A 24507-nucleotide genomic window follows, 5' to 3' on the forward strand; every position below is an offset into this window, starting at 1 on the left:
CGTAAAAACCTGGTCAACTATTACTATTACGGTGAATTAAATTATTTATAGCTAGTTTAGCATGACTCGAAAGCACAGCAATCATAGATAAATAAAGACAAGCATAGATGAATGAATTTAAAAGAATGTTAACTATACCATTTTGAAAAATGGCGTATTCATCTAAAAATCTTGATAAATTTACAACTATTATTAACGACACCAAACTATATGCCAATATTCCCTTCACTCTTGAGAAAACTTTAAATATTGAAGAATCAATTATCAAAGTAGTAAAATAAATAACTAAAATCGAATTTATAACTGTAGTGACAACATAAATTTTTGAAAAGCTAACAATATCGAAATTCACACCAATGATAAAACCTGTTATGTGAATACATGCACCAGCGCTACCAAGTCTCAATAAAAACTTTGTTTTATCTTTTGCCATAAAGATGGAACCAGATAATGAATTTATGCATTGGAAGCAAGAACAAATGGCAAGCCATTCTAATATCTCACCAGTTACCTTCCATTCTTCACCAATAAACACAGTTACAGTTTCAACGCCAAAATTGGTAAGAAAAATCATTAGTGGAAAAACAAGAAATGCAATGCTAAAAACACTGTTTAAATACATTCTTTCTATATTTTTATTATCATTCTGAGCTTTACTTGCTACTGGAAGAAGCGCTCGTGAGAAAACAAAAGTTATGCTTTGTAGGGGAAACTGCATGATTCTATAAGCAAGGTTGTACGTTCCCAACGAGATTACTCCCAAAAACCTTCCGATAAGAATGTTATCTAAATTTCTTGAAAAAAAGTTAATTATATTAAATAAAAAAAGATTAACACTAAAGCTGAGTACTTCTTTAATAGGTGCAAGTTTAAGAGAGCCGCTTATTGAAATTGAAAATCTTTTTGAAAAAATTAATAAAAAGGTATTCATAACACTATAAGAAATTGCTTGAAATACTAAGGCATAAACCCCATAGCCCAAATATGCTAAAATAATAGCAACAATAAAAGACACAATACTACAGGTCAGTTCAACAAACGCGATAATCTTGAACTTTGATTCCCTTTCTAGCAATGCAACATGTACGCTACTAAATGCGCCTATCGGAAAAATTAGAGCTATCATTCTTAATATATGCGTAAGCTCTTCTGACTCGTAAAATCCAGCAATAAAATCTGCACTTAAGAATATTATAAGGTAAACTAAAATACTCGTATAAATACCGCACCAAAAAATGGCATTGACTACTTCAGCTTTAAGTTCAAGCTTTTGAATAATAGCTTTTGATAGTCCTTGATCTTTCAAAAGCAAACCAAAATTTATAAAAACCATAGAAATCGCCATTAAACCATAATCATCTGGTTTAATGAAGCGAGTCAAAATCACTAAATTTGCTATTTGAACAATAACTTTAAAAATCTGGGAAACCGAAGCCCACTTAACATTTTTTAACAAATTCATTTAATATTCTTTTTGTATTTTAAAGAGCGTTTATGTTCACGTAGAAGGAATAAATTTAAAATTAACATGCAACGTCTAAACTCCATTTTCCTCAAGTATTTTAAAAGCTCACCGAGTACAAACCGTTCTTTTTTTATACCATTTTTTTCGTATAGTAACTGACCAAGAAACATAGCAATATAACGCTCATCATTTTCCATTAGATCACCAGTCTCGTCTACTTTAGAGAGTGAATGTTCCAATTCTCCAACTACAGATATTTTGAATTCAACGTGTTTATGTAGGAGTAATGTCATCCTTCTGAACAAACTAAAATCCACACCATATAGGGAAAATCTGGTATCGAAAATTTCGCCATCAAAAAATCTGAATTTATCTATTAAACATTTAGACATAAGAATGCCAGATCCAATTGTTCTAAAGCTATCATCAAAATCTAAAACCGTAGAACTTTTAACAATTTCATTGTCATATAATGGGTAGCAAATCTCCCCATTTGATTTCGAACGTATTATTGGAACATGCAAATCCAAGGATAAATCAGCAGACAAATATTTTAGAATAAGCGAAGGTTTAACATAACTATCATCATCAAGTATTAAGTAAGAATCTGCCTTTACATTTTCAATAAATTCATTATATATAATACTCAACGGCCTATTATCTATGTCTTGAACAATTTTTATATTTAAAAATTTTTCTATTAAAGCTCGGTCTTCTTCGTCAGGGTTAATTAACGATGGTCCATTGTTAAACAATAGAACAGAAAAATCGTCATTTTTTAAGTTGGAAAGCGACTTTATTGTCGTAGAATTTTTTATAGCTTTGTTATAAAGTACAACGATTATTGCTAGTTTCATGTTTATTTTCTGTCACTTGTACCGTTAAAACCTTAAAAGTCTATATAGGTAGTTAATTTTTACGATGAAAAAGTTAGACAGTAGTGTCTCTCATAATGTCCAAGTTCTCGCCAGTACCCACAGAGGACAGCTTAAGCTATTTAAAAATAGAGTCTATTCTTTAAAAGGCATAATCAGTTCCCAATTCGTATTCTTTAGAATGCCAAAAGTTGCTAGTCAAAGCATAAAGCAAGCTCTCGATAAAAGCCACGAGGTAAAAAGCACTGTTATTCCACATGCTTTTAGTCCTAGAACTGTCCGTAACATATTGAAGCTAAAGAGTGGTTCGTTCCGTTTTTCTTTTGTACGCCATCCTTACAGTCGTTTTGTAAGCGCCTATAACTGGGCAACTCGGGAAAATATAGATCCGGCTAAGTATCCATTAGACATCCTGCAATATAATGTAGTTGCTAGTTACCCAAACATGACATCCTTCGCAAAGGATTTGGCTGATGGAAAAATACCCAATTCAAATAGGCTTCTTCATTTTATACGCCAGTCAGAATGGATCTGTGAAGGTGACATTTCCCTAGTCGACTACGTGGGGAAATTAGAACAACTGGATAGTTCTCTCACTGAGCTTACAAATGCCGGCCTAACATTAGATTTAAGTTACGGTGCAAACTCGAAAACGACTTCCCCACTGCAACCAATAGCTGATCCCGATCTTTTAGCCGAGCAACTCAACCTTAGTAACGATTTAGTGCTTTCTCTTAATAAATACTACGCTCAAGACTTCAAGCTTTACAACTATCAAATAAAAGAATGAATTCGATGAAGTTTTACAACTTTTTGAGAATTCACTCTAAGTTAACTAATTTGGAGTTTTCGCTTATTGTCTCGGCTACTTGCTATCTATGTGCGTCAATCTCCGAACCGTAGAGCTTAGTTTTTGTCGTTTGATTTTCACAGCTGCACTCTATATTACTGATTCGGTCGCTACTATTCTTTGCTAGTCAGATCAGTCCTATTTGTATTCACATAAAGTTCAGTATACAACTGGAACCTTTCAATCCTTTACGTACTCCAACCGACTTTCCTTTGGCAAACCCTCATCTATTTGATTGTGAGTTAACAATCAGCATTAAGTTGTTCAAGATTAACACGAAAATCTTACAGTAATATTAGTCTAGTCGCTACACTTCTACGCAAATGTCGACGGCGTTTGTCCATGAGCGGTACAGCACCTCAACGTAATGAGTTTGTTTACCCTACTTAATTTGAATACGCCCACCTTTCGATAAAATAATGTGGTATGGCTACTTGCTTCGTATAGTGGGTTAATTATTATGTACGTACTTAAATGATATACACAAAGCTTGCGATGTCACATACAACCCCACCACAGATAGCTGTCATCATTCCTCATTTCAATGACGAATGCCGCTTGTATAAATGTTTACAGGCGTTGTCTAACCAAACGCTATCATCCGACCGCTACCAAGTTATTGTTGTCGATAATGGCTCTACTACCGCGCCAGAGGCAACGGTTCAACAGTTTGACAATGTTGTGCTGCTGGTAGAGCACAAGCCAGGTTCATATAGTGCAAGAAATAAGGCAATAAAACAGTTCAATTCGCCTATTTATGCTTTTACCGACTCCGATTGTATTCCTCAGCCCGAATGGCTTGAAAGCGCAGTCAACAAGCTACAAGAAAACGCTAGCATTGACGCGGTGAGCGGGCCAATAACCCTGTTCTCAAATAAGCAAAACCGTCCTAATGCTGTTGAACTTATTGACATGTGCTTCGCATTTCCACAAGAACAATCCATTGCCCTTTATCATTACGCCCCTACGGCAAATCTAATAGTGAGAAAGTCAGCGTTTGAACGTGTTGGTATTTTCAACGATTCGCTAATGTCAGGTGGTGACGCCGAGTGGGGTCTTCGCTTACACGAGCAAAATGGATGCTTGGCTTACGATGCTGCTGTTGTTATCCATCACCCTGCTCGTGATTCTATGTCGGGATATTTCACTAAAATTCGACGTACTACTCACGGCTTGTGGGCGCGCCGCCAAAGCAGTCCGCAAGCTCGTACGGCACTTCGGTCCAAAGGCTTGCTTTTGCTGGCGATACCACCATTACAGCGAATGCGTCAACTTTTTAACTTTAATAAAGAGGTTTCGTTTTCAACAAAGCTCAAAGCTAGCAGTATTTTGTATTTCGGCAAGCTGTATAAACTTCAGCAAATAGCTCTTTGTTCATTGGGATTAGTGGCATCGCCGGAAAGAAGGTAAGTTACCGGCGAGTTAAAGCGCGTGGTTAACGCAGTATATTGCCGGTTATGCACCTCTCCCTAGTAAAAGGCTGGCTAGACGCACTGCTTGGTAAAAAACAAAATCATGACTACTTATCGCTATTCCGCTTAAATTGCCAAATTGTCTTTTATAATCTCTTAACATGACTAAATACTTTATGTAAAAAACTAAGTAGTAGTGACGACTAATTCGCTGACGTTTCGCTAAGTTTTTTATCATTTTTTTGAAATTAACCAGGCTCCGAAGGTAGCTTTCCTGCGTTTTCATGTCTGTTATTTGAGCAAGGCCATGTTTGTCATTCCAATACGCTACATCTTCATAAACGTACTTACACTTTTTATTACAGATCAATTCTATATGTAACTGCGTGTCTTGGAACTTTTGAAGCGTTTCGTCAAATCGTATCTCTTCAAAAACGTGTCTTCTAATTAACGATGAGTTGGTATGTAAATACCTAATTGCCTCGGGTGTCCTTATTATACCTTGTTTATCAAGGTATTTTTTATCCATTGTACGGGCCGGCTCGGATAGTTTGACTATTCTGCCGAATACCGCAGAAAGACTGCTGTCGGCACAAAGTTGTTCAAACAATGTTTGCAGTTTATTCTCGTGGTAATAATCATCGTCATCTAAAAAACAGATAAACTCGCCTTTGCTCAAACGCACACCCGTATTTCTCGATATTGCCCCACCTGAAGCTTTGTCATTTCTATAGTATTTTACTTCAATATGTTCTGGGGCATCTTCGATAACAGGGGGCGCCTTAGAGTGGTCATCTACAACAATAAGTTCAATATTTGAGTATGTCTGATGAAATACACTCTGGACTGCTTTATTAAATAGCTCTTGTCTGTCGCGAGTTGGAACGATGACAGAAATAACTGGCTGAATGCTTTTGATCATGATTACTTTTATATCGTCCGTGGTTAAATCATCCCAGTAAACGCTGAGAGACTGATGCTAACAATGATTCGGCCACTTCTCGCCAATTACCCTCTATAAATATATCACGCTTCAATTTCGTTATATATTTTTCCGCGTCTTGCAGTGGTTCTTCTTCTACTTTATCAAGCGCAGAGAGGGGGTAACAGTTTGGTGCGTTTTTATATAAAGCCGCACCGCATGCAACCACCTTTTTGCCACGTTCAATGGCTTGTAGACCGACACTAGAGTTTATAGTGACAACAAACTCGGCACGGTCTATAAGCGCATTCAAATCACATTTTGAAAATAAAGATACCTGTTTACCAACAAAAGAAGAATAGTCGACAGGCTCTGTTTCAAAGGGATGTTGTTTCAATACAATATGGTAGCCCAGCGGTTTTAGCTTAGGAATAACTGTGCTTAAAAAGTCATAACTATCTTTAAAATCACTGTACAAAATGGTTTGTGTGTCAGAGTTTACCTGTAAAGGAATAAAGATAAATTTGCCTATCTTTTCGAAGTCAATATGTTCGAATTGTTGCTCGCTAAAACTCTTCTTTGCTTTTTTTACGGCCAAATTATACGCAATCATTGAAAACAGGTAGTTGCGATAGTCTTCGTCAAATAACCGCTTTAAATAATAATAGAGCTTGTTGAATGGAGTTTCGGTGAGTGTAAATTCTGATGTCGTTACCTTTGCATCCGCTTCAGGATAGGCAAAGTCATACAGCTGGTTAGCAGGTAAATCGACAAAGCTCCCCTCGCTGTTAACGCCACGTTTATTCATTTGAAACGTGTTTTCAAAATACCCGTTTTCACAATAAAAGGCGTCTATGTTGAGTGCTTGGCAAACGGTTTTCTCTACATTCCCCAGCCCATTCCAAACAATCATCTTGTCGACGGGCGATAAGCGTAAATGCTCAAGGGCTCTGCTGTATAACTTATTTTTAGCCGCAATTAGCCTTATTTCTTGCACGTCATTCAAACGATAAAGCCGAGAGAGATACCGAATAATATCAGCGCTTTTATCGAAGGGTTCTTCTAGGTGGGCGATGTTGTTAATCGATGGATATAGCTCGTAAGAACAACCATGTTTGTCTAGTCTTGAACGCAAAAAAGGATCGGGATTTAAAAATACAACATCATAACCTAACGCTTCTAAGTATTTGGCCAAATTAATAAAAAACGTAAGGAATGTACTGGCAAAATTGGGAATACCTATTCGCAACGCGCGCTGGTCATTTACATTGTTTTTTTTCATATCATTTGCTGTCCATTTTGGCGCGGATGAACCCAAGAATATAAGATGGTAGTAAAAGTATAAGCGCCAAGTAATCCCAGAAGGACAGTCCGCCAGCGCCACTATTGGGCTCGGGTTTTCCTCCGCGTAGCGCTCGCGAGTAGCCGCCGTAATACATTCGCTTTGAAATCCATTTAAAGGTTACTCTCTCCGGCATAACTTGATGATGCACAATGGCTTTTCCAACGTAGATAACATTAAGACCTTTGTCTTTCGCATCAGCGCAAAGCCCAGTTTCTTCGCCGCCCAATAGCTTGCCATTCTTTCGACCGAGTTCCTCGTCAAAGTGTGCTAACTCGGCCAGCGCTACTTTATTAATTGCAAAATTTGCTCCAATTACTTTCCCTACATTTATCGTGGATTCACCGAGATCTAGCATCGAATATTGTTCTAAAACCAACCGACTTCGCTGAAGTAACCCCGGCTCCTTATGCCATTTTGGAATTATCTTCCCACCAGCTACAGCTGCTTTATTTTCAAGCATTGCAGTGCGTAATTCATGCGCCCAGTTCGGGGCAGCAATCGCATCTGTGTCAATATAAAGTAACAGCGCAGTTTGACACATTCTAATCGCTTCATTACGTGCAAATGATAAACTCTTTGCCGCAATAACATGGTAATGTAATTCTATAGATTTCGAAGAATGTTTAGTGCAGAACGCTCTAATTTCTTCGTTATTTTGTTGATCCAAAACTAACACATGAGCGCTTATTTCTACTTGCTTCGAAAGCGATAGCAGTGTTTCCATAAATAGCCAGTTAGGCTCAGCGTAGCGCGTAAGAGTTATAGTTAACTCAGGTACAAAGCTCATTCCGAAACTCCCTGATATAAAATGCCTTCGATACGGGTTTGCCAACGGACTAAATTTAAATATTCTTCAACTTCGCCATTGTAAGTCTGGTCTGCCAGTGAACTTAAGCATTTATCTAGCCTAATAAAATCGTTAAATACAGGGATAACCACTGAGACTTTAGGATTTTGATTCACGCTACATCCTTCAAAGACTTTAAGAAACGCCTAACAGTGTTCTGTACTAAATAGTTGTCCTTTGCAAAAGTGCTGGCAGTATCGATTATTTCTGTTCTGTCGTTATCTAATGCTTTCTTGATATTTTCGCTAAGGGAGATAGCGTTATCTGGTTCAGCTAACCAGCCTGTCTTGCCATCAATGACGGCGTCGGGTATGCCACCGCTATTTGTACCTACTACTTTGCAACCCGCCAGCATTGCTTCAACAAACGTTAAGCCTTGTGCCTCTATCCAGCCGTCGTCAGCACGTTTTGATGGGCCAACAAAAATGTCGGCAGCTGCGTAGTAATGATAAATCTCTGAACTATCTACCCAGCCCACAAACGTTACTGCGTTCTCAACGTTTAGCGTTGCAGCCAACGCTTTAAATTGCTGCTCTTGATGCCCTCGACCCACGATGGCTAAATGTACCGAGTAACCTTTATCTAACAGTATCTTTGTCGCTTCAATCAGCTCTTTAACGCCCTTTTCTTCATTAACCCGGCCTACATAAAGCAGCAAATATTCCTTTGATTTAGGGAGTAATTGCGTTCGTACAGCCAACACTTCATCTTGGTCTAGGGGGGGGATTGCTAAAATACCCGTAGGCAAAAGCACTAAATTGCTCACGGTTGCAGGCGAGAGCGCTTCTGCCTTTGCTCTAGTTACCGAGCTATTCACGGTTACTACATCTGAGTGTTTTAACGCAAATGCTTTAAATTTTCTGAGAAGGTGGCTGTCGAGTGCAAGCACGTCACCACCATGAATAGTGCTAACATGCTTAACGTTTGTCAGTTTACTCACCAGCGCGCATACAAAACCCTGTGGAATAAGCCAGTGAGAATTTATCCAAGTAGGTTTCCAAAATAAAGTCTGTACTAGAGTGAAGAAAAACTCGCAGGCCACCAAAACAGGTAACTTAAGCTTATTAACCCAATTTTTCTTTAAATTCCCGAGTGCGCCACCTTGGTAACATACCGTTTGCCCTGATTCAGGCAGCCAATACCGAAAACGGCGAATTTCCACACCATCCATATTATCTTTGCGTTTGGCACCTTCAAAATGCGGAGCCAAAACGCGAACTTGCGCGCCTTGGCTCACTAGTTCGCGTGCAAAATTATGAACAAATGGCGTGGTACTATCGCCAACCCAGCGCGGGTAGTTAGACGTTACGATTAAAATTTTCATTCAACAGTATCGTTTCTCGCACTCTCGCGTTCTTTCTTTTCATCAAGCATCTGCAGTTCCATTCTGCGCACTTTTTCTAACGTTTGTTCAATAAGTTGGCGATTGAAGTTTATCAGGTCGGCAAGTATGGCAATCAAGAAGGTAATAATACCCAGTAGAGTTAGTACACCGCCAAGTATTAATGATTGCAGATGGCCATTACCATCCCCCATCATGTAAAAAATTAAAAACCTAACAATAGGTATTAAACCTATTAGCGTAATTAGTGCACCCAGTAATACAAATACCCGCAACGGCTGATACATAGTGTACATACGCACTATGGTAGTGAGTTGTCGCTCAATAAACTTGGGAATGCTTGTGAAAAGCCTAGACTCGCGAGTTTTAGCGTTAGTCTCAACGGGAACATGCGTTACCGCCATGTGTTTTTTACCCGATTGAATTAGGGCTTCAATGGTATAGCTAAATGGGCTAATAATATTTAGCTGTAGCGCCGCTTCTCTGCTGTAGGCACGAAACCCACTTACTGCATCAGGAACTTGTACACCAGACACCTTTTTAACCACATAACTACCAAGGCGCTGAAGTAATTTTTTTAACGGTGTGAAGTGCTGGATGTCTTGCGTTTTCCTGTCGCCTACAACCACATCAGCCTTTTCATCCAAAATAGGCTTTATAAGTTTTGGAATGTCCCAGCCCGCATATTGGTTATCACCGTCGGTGTTTACGATAATATCAGCACCTAACTTTAAACATTCATCAATACCTTTCCTGAATGTACGTGCTAGCCCGCGGTTATTTTTGTTGCGAATGATATGGTCTACACCAAGGGATTTCGCCACCTCAATTGTTCGGTCTGTCGATCCATCATCAATGATCATGATCTCAACCTTATCAACACCATCTATCTCTCGTGGAATGTCATTATAAGTTTCAGGGAGTGTATGCTCTTCGTTGTAACAAGGAATTTGTACAATCAGCTTCACGGTCGTCCTTCTCCATAATTAATAAATGGGCTTTTTCGCTAGTTTGACAGATTTACTCTTTATTGAGCAAGCGCAAAATAGCAATAACCCAAATGGGGGGGAATTGCAGCAACCTTAACCGTTTGCGGCATTCGTTTTTATTTGTACTTCAATCATGCGAGTCCAACATGTAGACTTAGTTTTTACCTCGATAAGCAGAGTGTTAGGTCTTGAGCAAACGGATTTTAGTAATTAGTCAACGCGTCCCCTACCCTCCGAATAAAGGAGAAAAGATACGGACGTTTCACCAAATTCAGTGTTTGGTGAGGAAGGGCTATGAAGTTGATGTGAGTTGTTCTTTAGAGGGCGCGCAAGATCAGCAGCACTTGAAGGAACTCGGTATAAAGATAAATGGTAACACCCAAGGCTTTTTATACGGGGAACCTAAATGGTGGCGCCTGCTTAAAGGGCTAGTAAGCGCTAAGTCACTATCTGAAGCCAACTTCTTTAATAAGCAACTGCAAGAGTGGCTTGTTAAGCACGTTGCCGAACACCGTTATTGTGCTGTGCTGCTCACCGCTTCAAGCCTTTATCCTTATGCATTAGCGTTACAAAAGAACAACGCCACGCATAGTTCAACGCCACCCGCAATTCTCATCGATTTTATGGATGTTGATTCAGACAAGTGGCAACAGTATGCAAACCAAAGTCAGTGGCCAATGCGCGTGCTATACAAGCGAGAAGCGCACTTGGTAAGGCAGCTAGAAAAAAAGTGTGTCGATATCGCAGACAAGGTATTTTTAATCGCCAAAGCTGAAATTGCGGTGTTCAATAAAACGGTGACACGTTCGCAAAATGTTGTGGAACTGGGTAACGGGATCGACGCACATGTATTCACTCCTAATGCCGGTGAAGATAAGCAACAGGCGGTAGGTAACAACGTACTCTTCACTGGTGTTATGGATTACAAACCAAATATAGACGCGGTTATTTGGTTTACCAAAGAAATATGGCCAACGGTACTCTCTCGCTTTCCCGAAGCAACATTTACGATTGCCGGTATGAACCCCGCAGAAACAGTAAAAAAGCTGGCGGAACATCCAAGTATTGAAGTAACAGGCTTTGTTGATGACATCATGCCTTACTTCCACAAGGCAAGCGCTTTTGTCGCCCCATTCCAAATTGCTCGCGGTGTGCAAAATAAGGTATTACAGGCAATGTCTTGTGGTTTACCCGTTATTACTACCCCAATGGGCGCAGAGGGAATACTTTGTAAAAACGAAGATAATGTGCTTATTGCACGCCATGCTGACGAGTTTGCCGCTGCGCTTATCAATACATTAAGTTCTTCGGCGCTGGCCGAGCAACTGTCTTTAAGCGCTAGAAAAACCATATTAGAACACTACTCGTGGGAAAGTAAGATGGCACCGTTTTTCAACGCCCTTACCGAAAACAGGCACCAACAATGAAATCTGTACTGAAGAAGTGTATTCACCTTATTGCTATCATCGCAGTAAGCCCGCTGATTGTTCTTTACTTCGTGCTGAATATAGTCTCGTCTGACAATTGCTTTGCTGCATTTAGCCAATTTTTAAGCCTGTTCCCAGGCAAGTCAGGTAACTTCCTACGAGGTGCGTTTTATCGAATAACGCTGATGGGTTTTTCTCAAGATTCCTTTATCGGGTTTGCTACTTTACTTAGCCAAAAAAACACCGTGATTAAGCAAGGTGTTTATATTGGCCCTCAGTGCAATATTGGTGCATGCGTAATAGAAAAAGACTGTTTATTGGGCAGTGGCGTGCACATTTTAAGTGGAAAGCAACAACACAATTTTGACGATTTAGATAAACCTATTAGAGAACAAGGCGGCAATTTTCAACCGATCACCCTTGGTGAAGACACATGGGCTGGAAACGGTGCTATTATTATGGCTAACGTGGGAAAAAAATGTGTTGTGGCAGCAGGCGCAGTAGTCACAAAAGACATTCCTGATTTCGCCATTGTTGCGGGAAACCCTGCAACTATCATAAAAATGAGGAAGTAATCATGCGTCTAATTACTTTTGCTTTGCTAGGTTTGTTACCCGTTCACGTACTGGCAGCGAGCACCGTTGACAATATTGATGCACTGGCAAGAGCAATTACACGCCCTAATTCGCATATTATTGTTGAGCCTGGCGTTTACAAGCTTAACTATCGGCTACAAATAAAAGCAGACAACGTGACTATTGCTGGCGCTTCTGGCTCGCCTGAAGACGTTGTTTTTAGAGGCAATGGAATGCGCCCAGCATCGGAAAATGGTGGCGACGAAATTCTCATTGATGTGCACGCTGATGATTTTACCCTTACAGGGGTAACCTTAGAGCAAAGTGCTAACCACCTAATACAGATAAGAGCCGAACTGGGCGCTGATAATTTCACGTTAACGAACAGCATACTTCGCGACAGTTACGAGCAGCTTCTTAAAGTAAGCGCCAGCCCTAAGCTAGACTCGCCTTATTCACACAACGGTAAAATTAGCAATTCCCGCTTTTCATACTCGGCAACGGTAGGCCCAAATTATTACATTGGTGGAATAGATGCGCATCGCACTAAAAACTGGGTAGTGGAAAATAACCTTTTCGAAAATATCGCCAGCCCCTCAGAGCACATTGCCGAACACGCTATTCATTTTTGGCGTAATTCTCACAATACAATAGTGAGAAATAATATGATTATTAACAGCGACCGGGGCATAGGGTTTGGTTTAGGAAACGTTGAAAACGAACATGTTGGGGGAACCATTGAAAACAACGTTATTATTCATAACAACACAACACATGCGTATAAAGATGCAGGAATAGTGCTAGAAAGCGCTAAGGGTACAAAAGTACTTAGTAATACGGTACTGCTTCACTCAGGCTATCCTAATGCCATTGAATATCGGTTTGGTTTCACCCGCAATGTAGAAATAAGAAACAACGTAGTATTAGGTGCTATTAAACAACGAAATGGCGCTTCGGGCACCGTTGCAGAAAATGCGCAACTAACACTTAGCGACGAAAAGCGCTCAATGTGGTCCACGCTTCTTGGAAAATAAAAATAAGCGGGCCGCGATAGTCTTTGTGAGACAGCTTTATCACATAAAGTAGTATACAGGGTAAATATGTAGCGCCAAACACCAAGCCGACCACCAACAACTTCAGTGGCGCCCACGCTATGCCCAACATACCGCCAAGTTTAAATGCGACCTCTGCGGAAAATAAACTAATGGCGAAAAAGGCCATTAGATTAATCATTACGCCGTACAGCATTTTCCATTGGTTGCTAAACAAAACCCCCATTGCACTACCCGTTAGAAAAAAGCCCGCCGCTATACGCACTTCTATGAGTAATAAAATATCAGTATGAGCCGCAAGCGATGTAAGTAGCGCAGATGCAATAAACAACAAAGAGAACACATCGAAATAGAACAGAAAACTCACTTTACCGCATGCAATCAGGCCCTGCTCAGTTACTTGTAAAATAACCCAATAAAAGAACAAAAAAATAAGCGAAGGCAGATACTCGGCTGCCATATCCCACTGCGGCCCAAGTAGCGTTAAAACAACCACATCGGCAAAATATGCGACAAATATGGCTATGGGAGAAGCAATAAGTAGTGCAACGCAGTAGCTAAGCGCAACGTTTTCTAACAAGGCCTGACGTTTCAATTTTTCATTTCTAAACGAGGCAATAAGAGGTTCAATTGCAGGCCCCAATAAAAACCTTCCGGGTAACATAGCCACATCTCGTGCCATGTAATAATGCCCTGTTACCGTTGAAGAAAAAAACTTAGCAACAAGCAACGTATCAAGTTGAGAACGCAAATAACCGGCAATTTGTTTTCCTATGAGCCATTTTGAAAATGCCCACTGTTCGGCCACGTTTGCAAGCGTAAGTACCGGACGTCGCTGCGATAAAACATAGCTGATTGCCATTAATGTAAATGACCCGCCTATATCAGCAACAACAAACGCCCAAACGCTTTCGAAAAGTAATGCAGAGGAAACAAGAAGAACGGTAGCGATTACCCGCTCAGCAAATGTGGCCAAGGTTAATAAGCCATATTTAAGGTGCCTTTTAAGCTTAAGGAAGTAGACAGAACACAGTGCTTTTAGTGGAAGCACCAAGGTAGCCACTTGCAATGGAGTTGTTAGCGAAGGCTGTTCAAAGAAACGGGCAGCAAATGGCGCGAGGCAGGCAAGCAACAAGCAGCAACATATTTTGATGGCTAAATTCAATGTCCACGCGCTTTGAATATCCAAAAACGAAACACGCTTTTTCTGCAATATGTAAGTTTCACTGGCCACATCGCCTAATACATCAACAAAGTAAAGCGTAATAGAAAGAATGGCCGCCAAGGCAAAGACATCAGGAGTCAGAACACGCGCAACAACTAAAGTACTTAGCAAGCCTAATAGCTTGCTAATGACCTGAGCAGCACTTGAAAACGCAGAACTGACCAGCGTTTTCTTAGTTAGCGAAGCGGTCAAACAGCGCCCTTGCTTTTTCTACATGCACATCCCAGGAAAACGTGCTTTTAACGAACTCGCTGGGCGACATAGTCAAACTTGGAAGTTTCTGCATAACCATAGAGAAACCGTCTACAATAGCGCCAGGCGAACTACAATCTATAACGAACCCCGTTTCTCCAACGCGCATGGTTTCTCTTGTTCCACCAGAATTGCCCGCTACCACATACTTTCCACAAGCCTGAGCCTCTAGTAGCACCATGCCGAAGCCTTCTATATCTCCTCCAATGGTCCTGTTAGGTAATATAAATACATCACACTGCTGATACATAGCTGCCATTTTGTCGTCGTCGGCATCGGTAACCACTTGTACATGGTCAGATAAACCCAGCACGCTAATCTGCTCTTTGAGTTCTTGCTCAAGTTCACCTCGTCCTATAACCGTATAATGCAGCGTTGGAAAACGTTTCAACAAATCAGGCATAGCCTGGATAAAATAATCCTGCCCCTTTCTGCGCTGTAAACGCCCGACCGTAATAACCGAAAACTTGCCATCCCAGCCAAATGCTTTTCGGGTCTGTTCGTCTCGCAAAACAGGTTGAAAATGCTCTGCATCAAACCCCGGATGCAAGACAACACATTTGTCGGGCTCAGCGAAATTCAACTTTTGCACCAGCGCTTTGCTGTTTTCACTATTACAAATAAGCGTATGGCTACGCTTGCATACCTGCTTTACCAACAGGCTGTGTTCACGACTGACCGCAGCAACTTCTACGTCTTCTCCATGTACATAACACACAACGGTAACCCCAGTTACTTTAGAGGCAAGCCAAGCGATAACGCCCTCATGAATAACGCGCCCGCAGTGTATCTCTTTAATGTTGTGTTTCTTTATTAACTTAATAATACGAACAACACTTTTAACGTAAAACATAAGGCCTGTGACGCTCTTTATTCCCCACTCGGCACTTTGTAACGGAAGCCGTTCTATCACCATACCATTGGCGGGAGGCTCAATTTGTTCCGTGGTATTGTTCGTTGCTACGACAACCTGCTCGCCAGGCAACCTAGAATATAGCTCCCAAAACCAGCGACCACTTCCGCCCTCTACCGGAGGGAAATTCTCAGTCAACACTAACGTTTTATTCATAATTTTCAGTAACTTGAAACTCAGCAGAATCCAATATTGTCGGCATTGCCAACATCAGCAAACGCCCCCCCTTATATTGGCGCGTCATTTTTAAATACGTTACATACAATTTAGTTTTTACCGTTGAAGTTAGTACTATGCCATTAACTTCATACCATCTAGCCACTTTTATTTTCTGTTCAGATGGCGATGTTAAGTACAAAACGGGAACAGTTTGCGCATAATCATTGATTGTTATTGTCTCGCTAGCCGAACGCATCAACGACCATTCACTTTCTGAATAAAGAAGGGTTAAGCCGCTAACTAACTCGCTGTCAAAACTGTGAAACTCAGCCTGAACTAATATTGCCTGGCAACGACCGCCAAGTATATATTGCCGCCTTATTTGTTTATCGGCATGTTCAATTTTGGGTTGCCAATATAGACGTTCATCATTACACCCTTTAAGACCAGCAATTGCTTTGGTGTTAAAAGTACTGGTAGAGTTTCCAGTTTTATATAGAGCATAAGACCAAGACCATGCGCCGAACACTACTAGCACCAAATAAACTAACGCCACTTTCTTAGTATTCAACAGAATGTTGCCAAGACCCAGCTTGCTAGGCGGTTCAGCCTGTGTCCCCTTATCGCGAAGTAGTTCACCAATACCCAGTAAGCAAAGAATGACAAAAGCAAAGAAGAACCAGCCATAAATTAGGTGGTCCGCACCGGCGGCATATTCCATATCTGTTTTATGTGCAATGTAGATAATGCCAAACACTCTCACAATATTTGCAAGTACTGGTAAGAACACTGAAATTGTGACAAAAACGAACTTTTTTGTAGACGACACAAAGCTTAAGTAAGAAAAAAGCGAACCAATTACTATACTTACTATGAAGAAACTCACACCGGAACACGCTTCAGCAACTAAAAAGCGACCGGCGGGGATCTCAATATACAGGCCGTTTCTATAAAGAGGTATTCCCACCATTTTTAATAAAGCCACCGAACCATCGGCGGTTATTTCTTGAAGAAACGGAATTAATTGCTCACCAACAGGAATAGCAAACAGTAAAAAAACAAGGGGGAACAGAATACTCTTAGCCGCTTTGTGCCCAATTACCGACCAAATTAACACCGGTAAAAGCGTAAACGCTGCAATATGCATGAAAAGTTGAATATCACCAACTCGCCCAATGACATACAAGGTACATAAAGGCACAACTACAAACAAAGGTAGCAGTGTTGGCTTAATATCATTAGATAGTAAAGAGTCTCGCTTTATATATATAAGATAAGCAGTGGTAGGTAAAACAAATAGGCAATGATTGAATATTTCATTCCCCCACCAAATATCAAACGCTGTTACAACACCTTGCCAGCAAAAGACCAGCCACAACACCAGTGTTGATAGTAGTAAGATGACACATTCCCTATCTAACTTCTTATCCATAATTTATACCACTAGACGGCTTCGATGTTGTACGCCGAGCTCATTGTTGTCCAATTGTAATCTTCCAATAACCGAACTATTTTCGATTCCATTTTTTTAAGATTAACAAAATGACGGAATCTAGACTTAAGGTGAGCGCCTTTAACATGTGGATGTTGCTGGTCTATTTCCCAAGGGTGAAAGTAAAAGTTGTATGGCGCCGATTCAGAAGCAAAAAACGTTTCTATACGTTTCTTCGAGTACCAGTAAGGATAAAGACGGAAAAAACCACCTCCCCCTATACCAACATTTTTCCCAGATTTCCTTATTGTAGGAATGGGCAGCTCCCAGAGTCCCTCTATGCGTTGGTATTTAAAACGAGGCCATTCAGGCACGCCGTACAAATCATGTTCAATTGGGTAGGTGCTAGACGAATATAAGAACCCCGCTTCTTTTACTATCTCGAAAGCCCACTCGTTATCCCTATTAATAGAAAAGCTTGGTGCGCGATAACCATTTATTGCAACTCCACCAATATCTTCCAGAATCTGCTTACTTTCGCTGATATCTTTTTGAAATTCTTCGGGCGACATGGTTGTAACCCTTCTGTGGGCAAGGCCGTGACTTGCCAACTCGTGACCTTCGCTAACAATTCGCTTTATCAAAGAAGGGCATTTTTGTGCCACCCACGCCAAGGTAAAAAACGTGGCTTTTACTTCATGTTCTGCGAATAGGTCTAGTAGTCGGTTTGTGTTGTGATCAACCCTTAAAGGCGCTTTATCCCACTCTTTCTGAGTGAAAACATTTTCAAACGCTGACACTTGGAAGTAGTCTTCTACATCCACGGTCATAGCATTGAGACGACCCTTCGCCTTCATAATTATCGTCCTTTGCCGAATAACACAACTTCCACTGTGCGAATTAAAATAAGTATATCGAGTAGCAAGCTCTGATGTTTAACGTAGTACAAGTCAAATTTAAGCTTTTCCATGGAATCTTCTACACTGGCTCCGTAGGGATAATTTAACTGTGCCCACCCGGCCAAACCCGGCTTAACATTGTGTCGTTGATTGTAATAAGGCACTTCTCTGACGAGCTGTTCAACAAATTGGGGCCTTTCGGGACGAGGCCCTATAAATGCCATTTCACCTTTAAAAACATTTAATAGCTGCGGTAACTCATCAACGCGATATTTCCGTATAAAATGCCCGATACGAGTCACCCTGTCATCGTTTTTGCTCGCCCATTTAGCACCGTCCTTTTCCGCATCAGGGCGCATACTTCTAAACTTAATAATTTTAAATAATTTGCCGTTCAGCCCTACGCGCTCTTGTTTGTAGAACACTGAAACGCCGGTTCGTCTTCCATCATCGCAATAAATAACAAATGCGGTGAAAAGCATAATGGGCCATACAAATGAAAATATAATAAGTGCAAGAAAAGCGTTGAGCGTATAATCAAGCCCGTCACGTAAGTAGTTCTGACTTTGGAAGCCGTTGGAATAAATAACCCAACTCGGATACATTAAGTTGACGACTATCTGTCCCGTTTCCCGCTCCATAAAATCTAGAAGTTCGGTAACTTCTATACCTCTGAGTCTGCAATCAAAAAGAACCTCTACAGGTAAAGTACCTCGCCTTTGGTCGCATGCAATTACTATTTCCTCAATCTCGTTGTCTGCTATAAACTGCTGGAAACTTTCATCAACCTTTAAGTGGATTATTTTTTCTTTTTTAATGCCATCTTCACGGTTATCGCCAGGAATTGGGATAAACCCCACTAATTCAAATCCTATTCTATCGACATCTCTACGCATGCGCTTTTCGATGATTGAAGCTCTTTCTCCCGCGCCTAGTACCAATATACGAACTTTGCCCAGACCTAATAACCCCAGTCGATTAGTAAAATATCTGAAGACAACTAAAGTAATAATGATTGAACTAACTGATGCAGGCAGGAAATAAGAGTCCATAACCAAGTCATCGAAAAACGCGCGACTAAGTACCTCGACAAAAAAATAACTTAAGCCCACGCTTACGAAAATTCGGCGGATAATTCCTCGGAAGGTTTCCCTAAGTTTCGCTTCGTATAAGCCCACTGACAGGGAACATAGCAGTATTGATACCGTGAGCATCCCTACATTAATTATCAATTTTTCCACCCCCACGTTAGGCGACATTCCAATTTGTGTGAGGATGAAATGAGAGATATACCCCATATATGCAATGAGCAACGCTTCTGTTATTACGAGTATGTTTGAGCGTTTATTTTGATTGCGCTTGTTTACTGCCACCCCTGGCCCCCTAAAACTACGGCGTTTTCACCATCATAAAGGTATTTATTCCAATAGACTACAATTGTTATTGGCATTATAGTGACATTTACCGTAGGGTAAACGGCAAAAGCCATAAATTAACCATAATGAGTGTAGGATGATCTCTTATGTTCCGCTTTAAAACACTAATAACCTGTAGTGCATCACTTTTGATAATTGGCCTGAATGGTTGCAGCAACACTGGGGTTCTGCCCGAAGCAACTACACGACCTTCCCTCACCACCGATGTTAACAATTATCAATATTTAATTGGCCCTGGGGACAGGTTAAATATTTTTGTTTGGCGCAATCCTGAACTGTCAACTCAAGTCGTAGTCCGTCCCGACGGAAAAGTCACTACGTCATTAGTTGAGGACTTGGATGTTGCCGGAAGAACTCCCACTATGCTTGCAAGAGAGATAGAAGAAGCCTTGTCTACATATGTGAATTCTCCACGAGTGACTGTAAGTGTAAATAATTTCTCGGGGCCGTTAAGTGAACAGGTGCGCGTAATTGGCGAAGCAGCTCAACCTAGAGCAGTCAATTATTCAGAGCATATGACTTTGTTAGACCTTATGATATCCGTCGGTGGTCTCACTAATTTTGCAGACGGTAACGGCGCAAAACTTATCCGCGTTATAAATGGAGAAAAGAGGGTTTTTGAACTAAGTGTTGACGATTTGATTCGCGATGGTGACATAACAAAAAATGTAGATATGCTCCCAGGCGATATCGTGATTATTCCAGAAGCGTGGTTTTAGGGATTAGACGTAGTAGTAATGCAAGAATTACAATCACTTTTAATATTAGCATCAGATTACCTCAAAGGAATTTGGATAAAAAAACGCTACGTTATTATCTGTAGTTGGCTAATTTGCCCCGCAGGTTTCTTATACGTAGCAAACCAATCAGATTACTATTCCTCTAACGCTACAGTTCACGTCGATACTCGTTCAATGCTTCAGCCATTGTTAAGAGGCCTTGCAATTCAAACAAATAAAGAGCAGGAAATAAGATTAATGGCAAAAACATTTTTCACACCAGAAAATGTTGCCAAAATAGTAAGAAACTCTGATTTGGATCTTACCACCAAAACTGATGCGCAATTTGACTCGCTAGTTAATAGACTAAAAAATCAAATTAATTTAAACAGTACTTCTCGAGATAACATTTATCGCGTTTCATACTCGAATAAAGATCCCGTTGTGGCTCAGCGCGTTGTACAAGAGACATTGAATTTATTTGTTGAAGGTGCACTTGGCGATAACCGCAGAAACTCAGACAATGCAGAGCGTTTCATAGACAATGAAATTGCTGAGTATGAAAATCGATTGATGGAATCTGAGCAGCGTCTTGCTGACTTCAAAAGAAACTATTCGGATATTTTACCTGTGCAAGGTTCGTTCTACTCCCGCTTGGAAAACGAAAAGAATAGACTTTCGGCAGTCGAGTTAGAGATAAGACAAACTAAAAAGCAGCTAGAAGCATTTGCTAAGCAATTAGCAAATGCCAAGACTCAATTATCAAATGGAAGTACGGAGAACTCTGGTTTAACTACTCGCTACGATTCGCGAATTAGAAGTTTAGAGCAAAAGCTAGATGAACTTTCACTGAGATTTACTGAGCAACACCCAGATGTTATTGAAACTAAGTTACTTATTGAAGCATTAGAGGCTCGTAGGTCTGAAGAAATTGAAGTATTGATAAAAAACTCAGGAGAGGAACCCGTTCAATTAAATTCACTTAGTAGAGACTTAAGCCTTGAAATGTCTAGACTAGAAAGTCAACTGGCTTCACAGACAGTTCAACGAGATGACATTGCCTCCCGTATCTTAGAGCTTCAATCTAAAATTGATCTCGTTCCTCAGATAGAAGCCGAATCTACTGCATTAAATCGTGATTACGGTATTCTTAAATCAAAGTACAATGCGCTACTCACTCGCAAAGAATCAGCAGAACTTGCAAAGCGAGCTGAACTCAGCGGAGAAGATATTCAGTTTAAGATTTTGCAGCCACCTAACTTGCCAGGCAAACCTGCAGGACCAAAACGCATTCTTCAACATGTACTCGTATTATTTGCTGGCTTTGGCGCGGGGTTGGGTTTGGCATTTCTTGTTAGCCAATTTTCACCAGTACTGTTTCGTTCATCTCAATTAAAAACTATTACTGACTACCCTGTATTAGGTGTAGTTGGGCACCTGGAAATTACTAAGGTCAAAAGACGAAATCGTTTCAGAATTTTTGTCTTTGCTATTTCCACCGGCGTCATTTTACTGATGTTTGCAGCCGTCATTGCAATTGATATAACGAACAAGACGATTCTGCAGGGGTTATTTTAGTGAAGAATACAATTGAGAAAGCGCTACAAAAGCAGGCAGCAAAGAAACAGGCTGAGCGCAATAATACAGCTGACACAAAGCCTAAGAATGACACGCTTAAAAACGCACAAACGCAAAGCAGTCCAAATTCGAAATCGAAACTAGTGTCAAACATACCGGAAGATAAACCCGACCTTACGGGAGGTAATGCTATTCAAAAATCCAGGTTCAAACTTAATTTTACTGAACTGGAAGAAAGAGGATTTGTTTCAACAACTGGCCAACGTAAACAAATTAACGAAGAATACCGAGAGATAAAGCGTAAGCTACTGTCTAACGCTTTTGGGCCTATTTCAAAAACAATTCATAATAGCAACGTTATTATGGTGACTAGTGGTCGTCCATCCGAAGGAAAAACTTTTACCGCGGTAAATCTGGCTCTCAGCATTGCTTCAGAACAAGATAAAACAGTGTTGCTAGTTGATGCTGACGTACTCAAACCCAACGTACTGAGAACCCTGCGTTTAGAGAGACGTAAAGGCCTTATGGAGTACTTGATGGGCGAGGTAGAAGAAGTATCAGAAGTACTCTATCCCACCAATGTAGATACCCTTAAAATCATACCAGCCGGAAAGTTTGACCATAGGACAACTGAGTTATTAGCTAGTCAACGAATGCACGATACCATTGACGAATTTTCCAATCGATATAAAGATCGTGTAATTATTATAGATACCCCCCCACTCATAGGTATCACTGAGTCTGCTGTGTTAGCTAACTTCGCTGGTCAAGCTGTAGTAGTGGTTGAAGAGGGTCGCTCAAAGCTAAATGACATTAAGTTCTCGATTGAAAGATTGAATCCAGAAATGGCTGTAGGTTTCGTTGTAAACAAGTCCGTCGACAGTAATTCACTAAATGGATATTATGGATACTACTATGCCGAACGAAATGATTAGAATAAGCAAGTTTTCTAAGGTAAGTCATATTTTTTTAGCTGTCATCTCTGTATTCGCGACTACATCACATGCCTTTGCCTCAGACGTCCGAATAACCTCTAGTATCACTACTGAGGCTATTTACCGCGAAAGTGATAACAACGATTCTCGCTCAGATGAAACTGTTGGCCAAGTAAACCCCATTGTAGGAATCAGTTATCAAAGTGCTCGTATTGATGCATCAATTAACGGTCGCGTGACTTATCTGGAACGCAATAATAGTGAAGCATTAAATACGCAGCGCAATACCTTTGGCAGCTATAACTACAACACGAAAGCCGAACTTATCGAGGACTTAATTTTTGTTAGTGCAGACGGAGGTTTTACTTACAGAGATGGCAATGCACTTAACTTCTTAACGACTGATTTTATCAATAACTCTGACTCGTTAACTAAGACCAGAACAAATAGTGTATCGGCCACAGTTAAAACCCAACAAAATCGCGAATTTAATGGTAATGCAGTCGCCCGATACTCATTAGTTGAAACAGATCGCTCTGAACAGGGATCTGAAAGAATTGAAAATAGCAATTACTCGTTAAAAGGAAGTGCAGAAAGCACTTTATTAGACAACGGTGTTATCTGGAATGTTTCAGGTAGTTATGAAGAGACAGATCTCGGTGATACTTCACAAAGTAACTTCATGACGCGAAATTATGTTGCAGGGGCTGAATTTAAAGTCGTTAATAATTTCGGAATTTTCTTAACCACTCTTCATGATGCCTACCAATTTGAAGGCGAAGATGGGAGTAAAAACATTCAAGACTTTTACAGTTTAGGAGCGGGACTCACCTACCGCGAAAATAACCAGCGTTTTATCCGTATAGCAATAAACAAACAAATTGATTCGAGTATAAATGCAGAGCTAGCAGATGATGAAGATATAAACGAAGATGACTACTTCCTAAGCGGTGAACTTCGCTGGGCACTTTCAGAAAGGAGTAATATAAGCGCGAATTACACTAGGCGGTCTACCGGTAGAACGGGTCAACTGGCTTTAAGCTACAACACTCGACAGTTAAGAGCGAGGGTGAATTATAGTGACTCTGTAACCAGTTTTTCAAGGCTTATATCATCCCCTGAAAGCTTAGGCGTATTTGTGTGTCAGCAAGGAAGTTCAGACATAGCAGATTGTTATCAACCGGAGAGTTTAGACTATGAATTAGAAGCTGATGAGGAATTTGTCGACTTCCTTTCTCCAAACTATGAGATATCCGATGCTGTAATAAACCGCGAGTCATTGATTGCTCAAATAGGTCTGCAAGGTAGAATTACTAACTTATCGTTCAACTCTCGGTATTCACTTGATTCCTACATAGATACTGGTCGTCAAACGCGGACAACATCATTGGGGACATCGCTGTCACACCGATTAGGGACAAGGACCAACCTCAACCTATCACTTACCTACGCAAAAGTTGAAAATAATCTAACCAGCACTGTTGGTCTTGATGGAGAAAGTGACAATATTAATGGTTCCATTGTTTTCCAACACAGATTTCGCTCACCATTTTCAGCCAATTTCGGATTCTACTACATAGAACGAGACAATAGTTTATTGGCTGAACAATTAGTTGAACTCAAAGAAAGGAGAGTACAACTTTCGTTTTCATACACATTTTTCAACAGAAATGGGTCGAGAAACTCATTAAATTAAAACATTAATTAACAAGCAGATGCACTACGTTAAATTCACTCGAGGTCGCAGTAGTGACTTATTTTAAAAGTGAATAGGCCTGTGCATATCAAACGAGCTGGGTTAAAAATCTTTATTAATCGTTGCTCTCTCTTTACGGAAAATAGTGCTAAATGGGAAATT

The 24507-nt window shown here is 40.5% G+C and carries 22 protein-coding genes; 9 read left to right on the forward strand and 13 right to left on the reverse strand.

Annotation, left to right across the window (positions count from 1 at the left end):
• Positions 1 to 13 precede the first annotated feature (13 nt).
• A complete protein-coding gene (locus tag BIZ39_RS07635) occupies positions 14 to 1462 on the reverse strand; it encodes a lipopolysaccharide biosynthesis protein (RefSeq protein WP_187446718.1) in 1449 nt (482 codons plus the stop codon).
• Positions 1459 to 2322: a glycosyltransferase family 2 protein gene (locus BIZ39_RS07640; protein WP_187446719.1), complete on the reverse strand. Its 864-nt coding sequence runs from the start codon at positions 2320 to 2322 to the stop codon at positions 1459 to 1461. Before BIZ39_RS07640 ends, BIZ39_RS07635 begins: the two co-directional genes overlap by 4 nt.
• Positions 2323 to 2386: 64 nt before the next feature.
• Here BIZ39_RS07640 and BIZ39_RS07645 point away from each other — a divergent pair, with 64 nt between their 5' ends.
• Together BIZ39_RS07645 and BIZ39_RS07650 are read left to right on the forward strand one after the other, a co-directional pair.
• Positions 2387 to 3130 carry a sulfotransferase family 2 domain-containing protein gene (locus BIZ39_RS07645; RefSeq protein ID WP_187446720.1) on the forward strand — a complete coding sequence of 248 codons (744 nt, stop codon included), beginning with the start codon at positions 2387 to 2389 and terminating at the stop codon, positions 3128 to 3130.
• A 555-nt stretch (positions 3131 to 3685) separates the two neighbouring features.
• On the forward strand, positions 3686 to 4600 hold the full coding sequence (locus BIZ39_RS07650) for a glycosyltransferase (protein ID WP_187446721.1): 915 nt from the start codon (positions 3686 to 3688) through the stop codon (positions 4598 to 4600).
• A 45-nt stretch (positions 4601 to 4645) separates the two neighbouring features.
• Here the strand turns inward: BIZ39_RS07650 and BIZ39_RS07655 are convergent, their stop codons facing one another.
• Genes BIZ39_RS07655 through BIZ39_RS07680 form a run of 6 tightly spaced genes read right to left on the reverse strand, consistent with a single transcriptional unit; the run spans position 4646 to position 10026 of the window.
• Complete coding sequence (locus BIZ39_RS07655) at positions 4646 to 5524, reverse strand: glycosyltransferase family 2 protein (protein ID WP_187446722.1); 879 nt, start codon at positions 5522 to 5524, stop codon at positions 4646 to 4648.
• Between the two features lie 28 nt (positions 5525 to 5552).
• Positions 5553 to 6806, reverse strand: coding sequence for a hypothetical protein (locus tag BIZ39_RS07660; protein WP_187446723.1), 1254 nt, complete (start codon positions 6804 to 6806; stop codon positions 5553 to 5555).
• A 1-nt stretch (position 6807) separates the two neighbouring features.
• Positions 6808 to 7656: a glycosyltransferase family 2 protein gene (locus tag BIZ39_RS07665; RefSeq protein WP_187446724.1), complete on the reverse strand. Its 849-nt coding sequence runs from the start codon at positions 7654 to 7656 to the stop codon at positions 6808 to 6810.
• On the reverse strand, positions 7653 to 7832 hold the full coding sequence (locus BIZ39_RS07670; RefSeq protein WP_187446725.1) for a glycosyltransferase family 2 protein: 180 nt from the start codon (positions 7830 to 7832) through the stop codon (positions 7653 to 7655). Before BIZ39_RS07670 ends, BIZ39_RS07665 begins: the two co-directional genes overlap by 4 nt.
• Positions 7829 to 9040 (reverse strand): glycosyltransferase, encoded by a 1212-nt coding sequence (locus BIZ39_RS07675; protein WP_187446726.1) that lies wholly within the window; start codon positions 9038 to 9040, stop codon positions 7829 to 7831. The genes BIZ39_RS07670 and BIZ39_RS07675 overlap by 4 nt, the downstream gene beginning before the upstream one ends.
• Positions 9037 to 10026, reverse strand: a complete 990-nt coding sequence (locus tag BIZ39_RS07680; protein ID WP_187446727.1) for a glycosyltransferase family 2 protein — start codon at positions 10024 to 10026, stop codon at positions 9037 to 9039. The genes BIZ39_RS07675 and BIZ39_RS07680 overlap by 4 nt, the downstream gene beginning before the upstream one ends.
• A gap of 209 nt (positions 10027 to 10235) precedes the next feature.
• Between BIZ39_RS07680 and BIZ39_RS07685 the strand changes: the two genes are divergently transcribed.
• Genes BIZ39_RS07685 through BIZ39_RS07695 form a run of 3 tightly spaced genes read left to right on the forward strand, consistent with a single transcriptional unit; the run spans position 10236 to position 13083 of the window.
• Positions 10236 to 11474 carry a TIGR03087 family PEP-CTERM/XrtA system glycosyltransferase gene (locus BIZ39_RS07685; protein ID WP_187446728.1) on the forward strand — a complete coding sequence of 413 codons (1239 nt, stop codon included), beginning with the start codon at positions 10236 to 10238 and terminating at the stop codon, positions 11472 to 11474.
• Positions 11471 to 12049 (forward strand): acyltransferase, encoded by a 579-nt coding sequence (locus tag BIZ39_RS07690; RefSeq protein ID WP_187446729.1) that lies wholly within the window; start codon positions 11471 to 11473, stop codon positions 12047 to 12049. The genes BIZ39_RS07685 and BIZ39_RS07690 overlap by 4 nt, the downstream gene beginning before the upstream one ends.
• A gap of 2 nt (positions 12050 to 12051) precedes the next feature.
• Positions 12052 to 13083 carry a right-handed parallel beta-helix repeat-containing protein gene (locus BIZ39_RS07695; protein WP_187446730.1) on the forward strand — a complete coding sequence of 344 codons (1032 nt, stop codon included), beginning with the start codon at positions 12052 to 12054 and terminating at the stop codon, positions 13081 to 13083.
• Here BIZ39_RS07695 and BIZ39_RS07700 read toward each other — a convergent pair.
• Genes BIZ39_RS07700 through BIZ39_RS07720 form a run of 5 tightly spaced genes read right to left on the reverse strand, consistent with a single transcriptional unit; the run spans position 13037 to position 19354 of the window.
• Positions 13037 to 14518, reverse strand: coding sequence for an oligosaccharide flippase family protein (locus BIZ39_RS07700; protein WP_187446731.1), 1482 nt, complete (start codon positions 14516 to 14518; stop codon positions 13037 to 13039). The two genes, BIZ39_RS07695 and BIZ39_RS07700, sit on opposite strands and share 47 nt — an antisense overlap.
• Positions 14499 to 15647: a glycosyltransferase family 4 protein gene (locus tag BIZ39_RS07705; protein WP_187446732.1), complete on the reverse strand. Its 1149-nt coding sequence runs from the start codon at positions 15645 to 15647 to the stop codon at positions 14499 to 14501. Before BIZ39_RS07705 ends, BIZ39_RS07700 begins: the two co-directional genes overlap by 20 nt.
• A complete protein-coding gene (gene xrtA, locus BIZ39_RS07710) occupies positions 15640 to 17082 on the reverse strand; it encodes an exosortase A (RefSeq protein WP_187446733.1) in 1443 nt (480 codons plus the stop codon). The genes BIZ39_RS07705 and xrtA overlap by 8 nt, the downstream gene beginning before the upstream one ends.
• A gap of 11 nt (positions 17083 to 17093) precedes the next feature.
• Entirely contained in the window at positions 17094 to 17939 is an 846-nt protein-coding gene (locus BIZ39_RS07715; protein ID WP_187446734.1) for an XrtA system polysaccharide deacetylase, read from the reverse strand.
• A gap of 2 nt (positions 17940 to 17941) precedes the next feature.
• On the reverse strand, positions 17942 to 19354 hold the full coding sequence (locus tag BIZ39_RS07720) for a TIGR03013 family XrtA/PEP-CTERM system glycosyltransferase (protein WP_187446735.1): 1413 nt from the start codon (positions 19352 to 19354) through the stop codon (positions 17942 to 17944).
• A gap of 149 nt (positions 19355 to 19503) precedes the next feature.
• Here BIZ39_RS07720 and BIZ39_RS07725 point away from each other — a divergent pair, with 149 nt between their 5' ends.
• From BIZ39_RS07725 to BIZ39_RS07740, 4 genes are read left to right on the forward strand one after another with little or no spacing between them, the layout of a single operon-like run.
• On the forward strand, positions 19504 to 20136 hold the full coding sequence (locus BIZ39_RS07725) for an XrtA/PEP-CTERM system exopolysaccharide export protein (protein ID WP_187446736.1): 633 nt from the start codon (positions 19504 to 19506) through the stop codon (positions 20134 to 20136).
• Between the two features lie 18 nt (positions 20137 to 20154).
• On the forward strand, positions 20155 to 21714 hold the full coding sequence (locus BIZ39_RS07730) for an XrtA system polysaccharide chain length determinant (protein ID WP_187446737.1): 1560 nt from the start codon (positions 20155 to 20157) through the stop codon (positions 21712 to 21714).
• On the forward strand, positions 21714 to 22649 hold the full coding sequence (locus BIZ39_RS07735) for an XrtA-associated tyrosine autokinase (RefSeq protein ID WP_187446738.1): 936 nt from the start codon (positions 21714 to 21716) through the stop codon (positions 22647 to 22649). The genes BIZ39_RS07730 and BIZ39_RS07735 overlap by 1 nt, the downstream gene beginning before the upstream one ends.
• Positions 22630 to 24345, forward strand: a complete 1716-nt coding sequence (locus BIZ39_RS07740; protein WP_187446739.1) for a TIGR03016 family PEP-CTERM system-associated outer membrane protein — start codon at positions 22630 to 22632, stop codon at positions 24343 to 24345. Before BIZ39_RS07735 ends, BIZ39_RS07740 begins: the two co-directional genes overlap by 20 nt.
• Positions 24346 to 24507: the final 162 nt, after the last annotated feature.

Source organism: Alteromonas sp. BZK5 (assembly GCF_014349115.1).
Classification (GTDB): Bacteria; Pseudomonadota; Gammaproteobacteria; order Enterobacterales; family Alteromonadaceae; genus Alteromonas; species Alteromonas macleodii.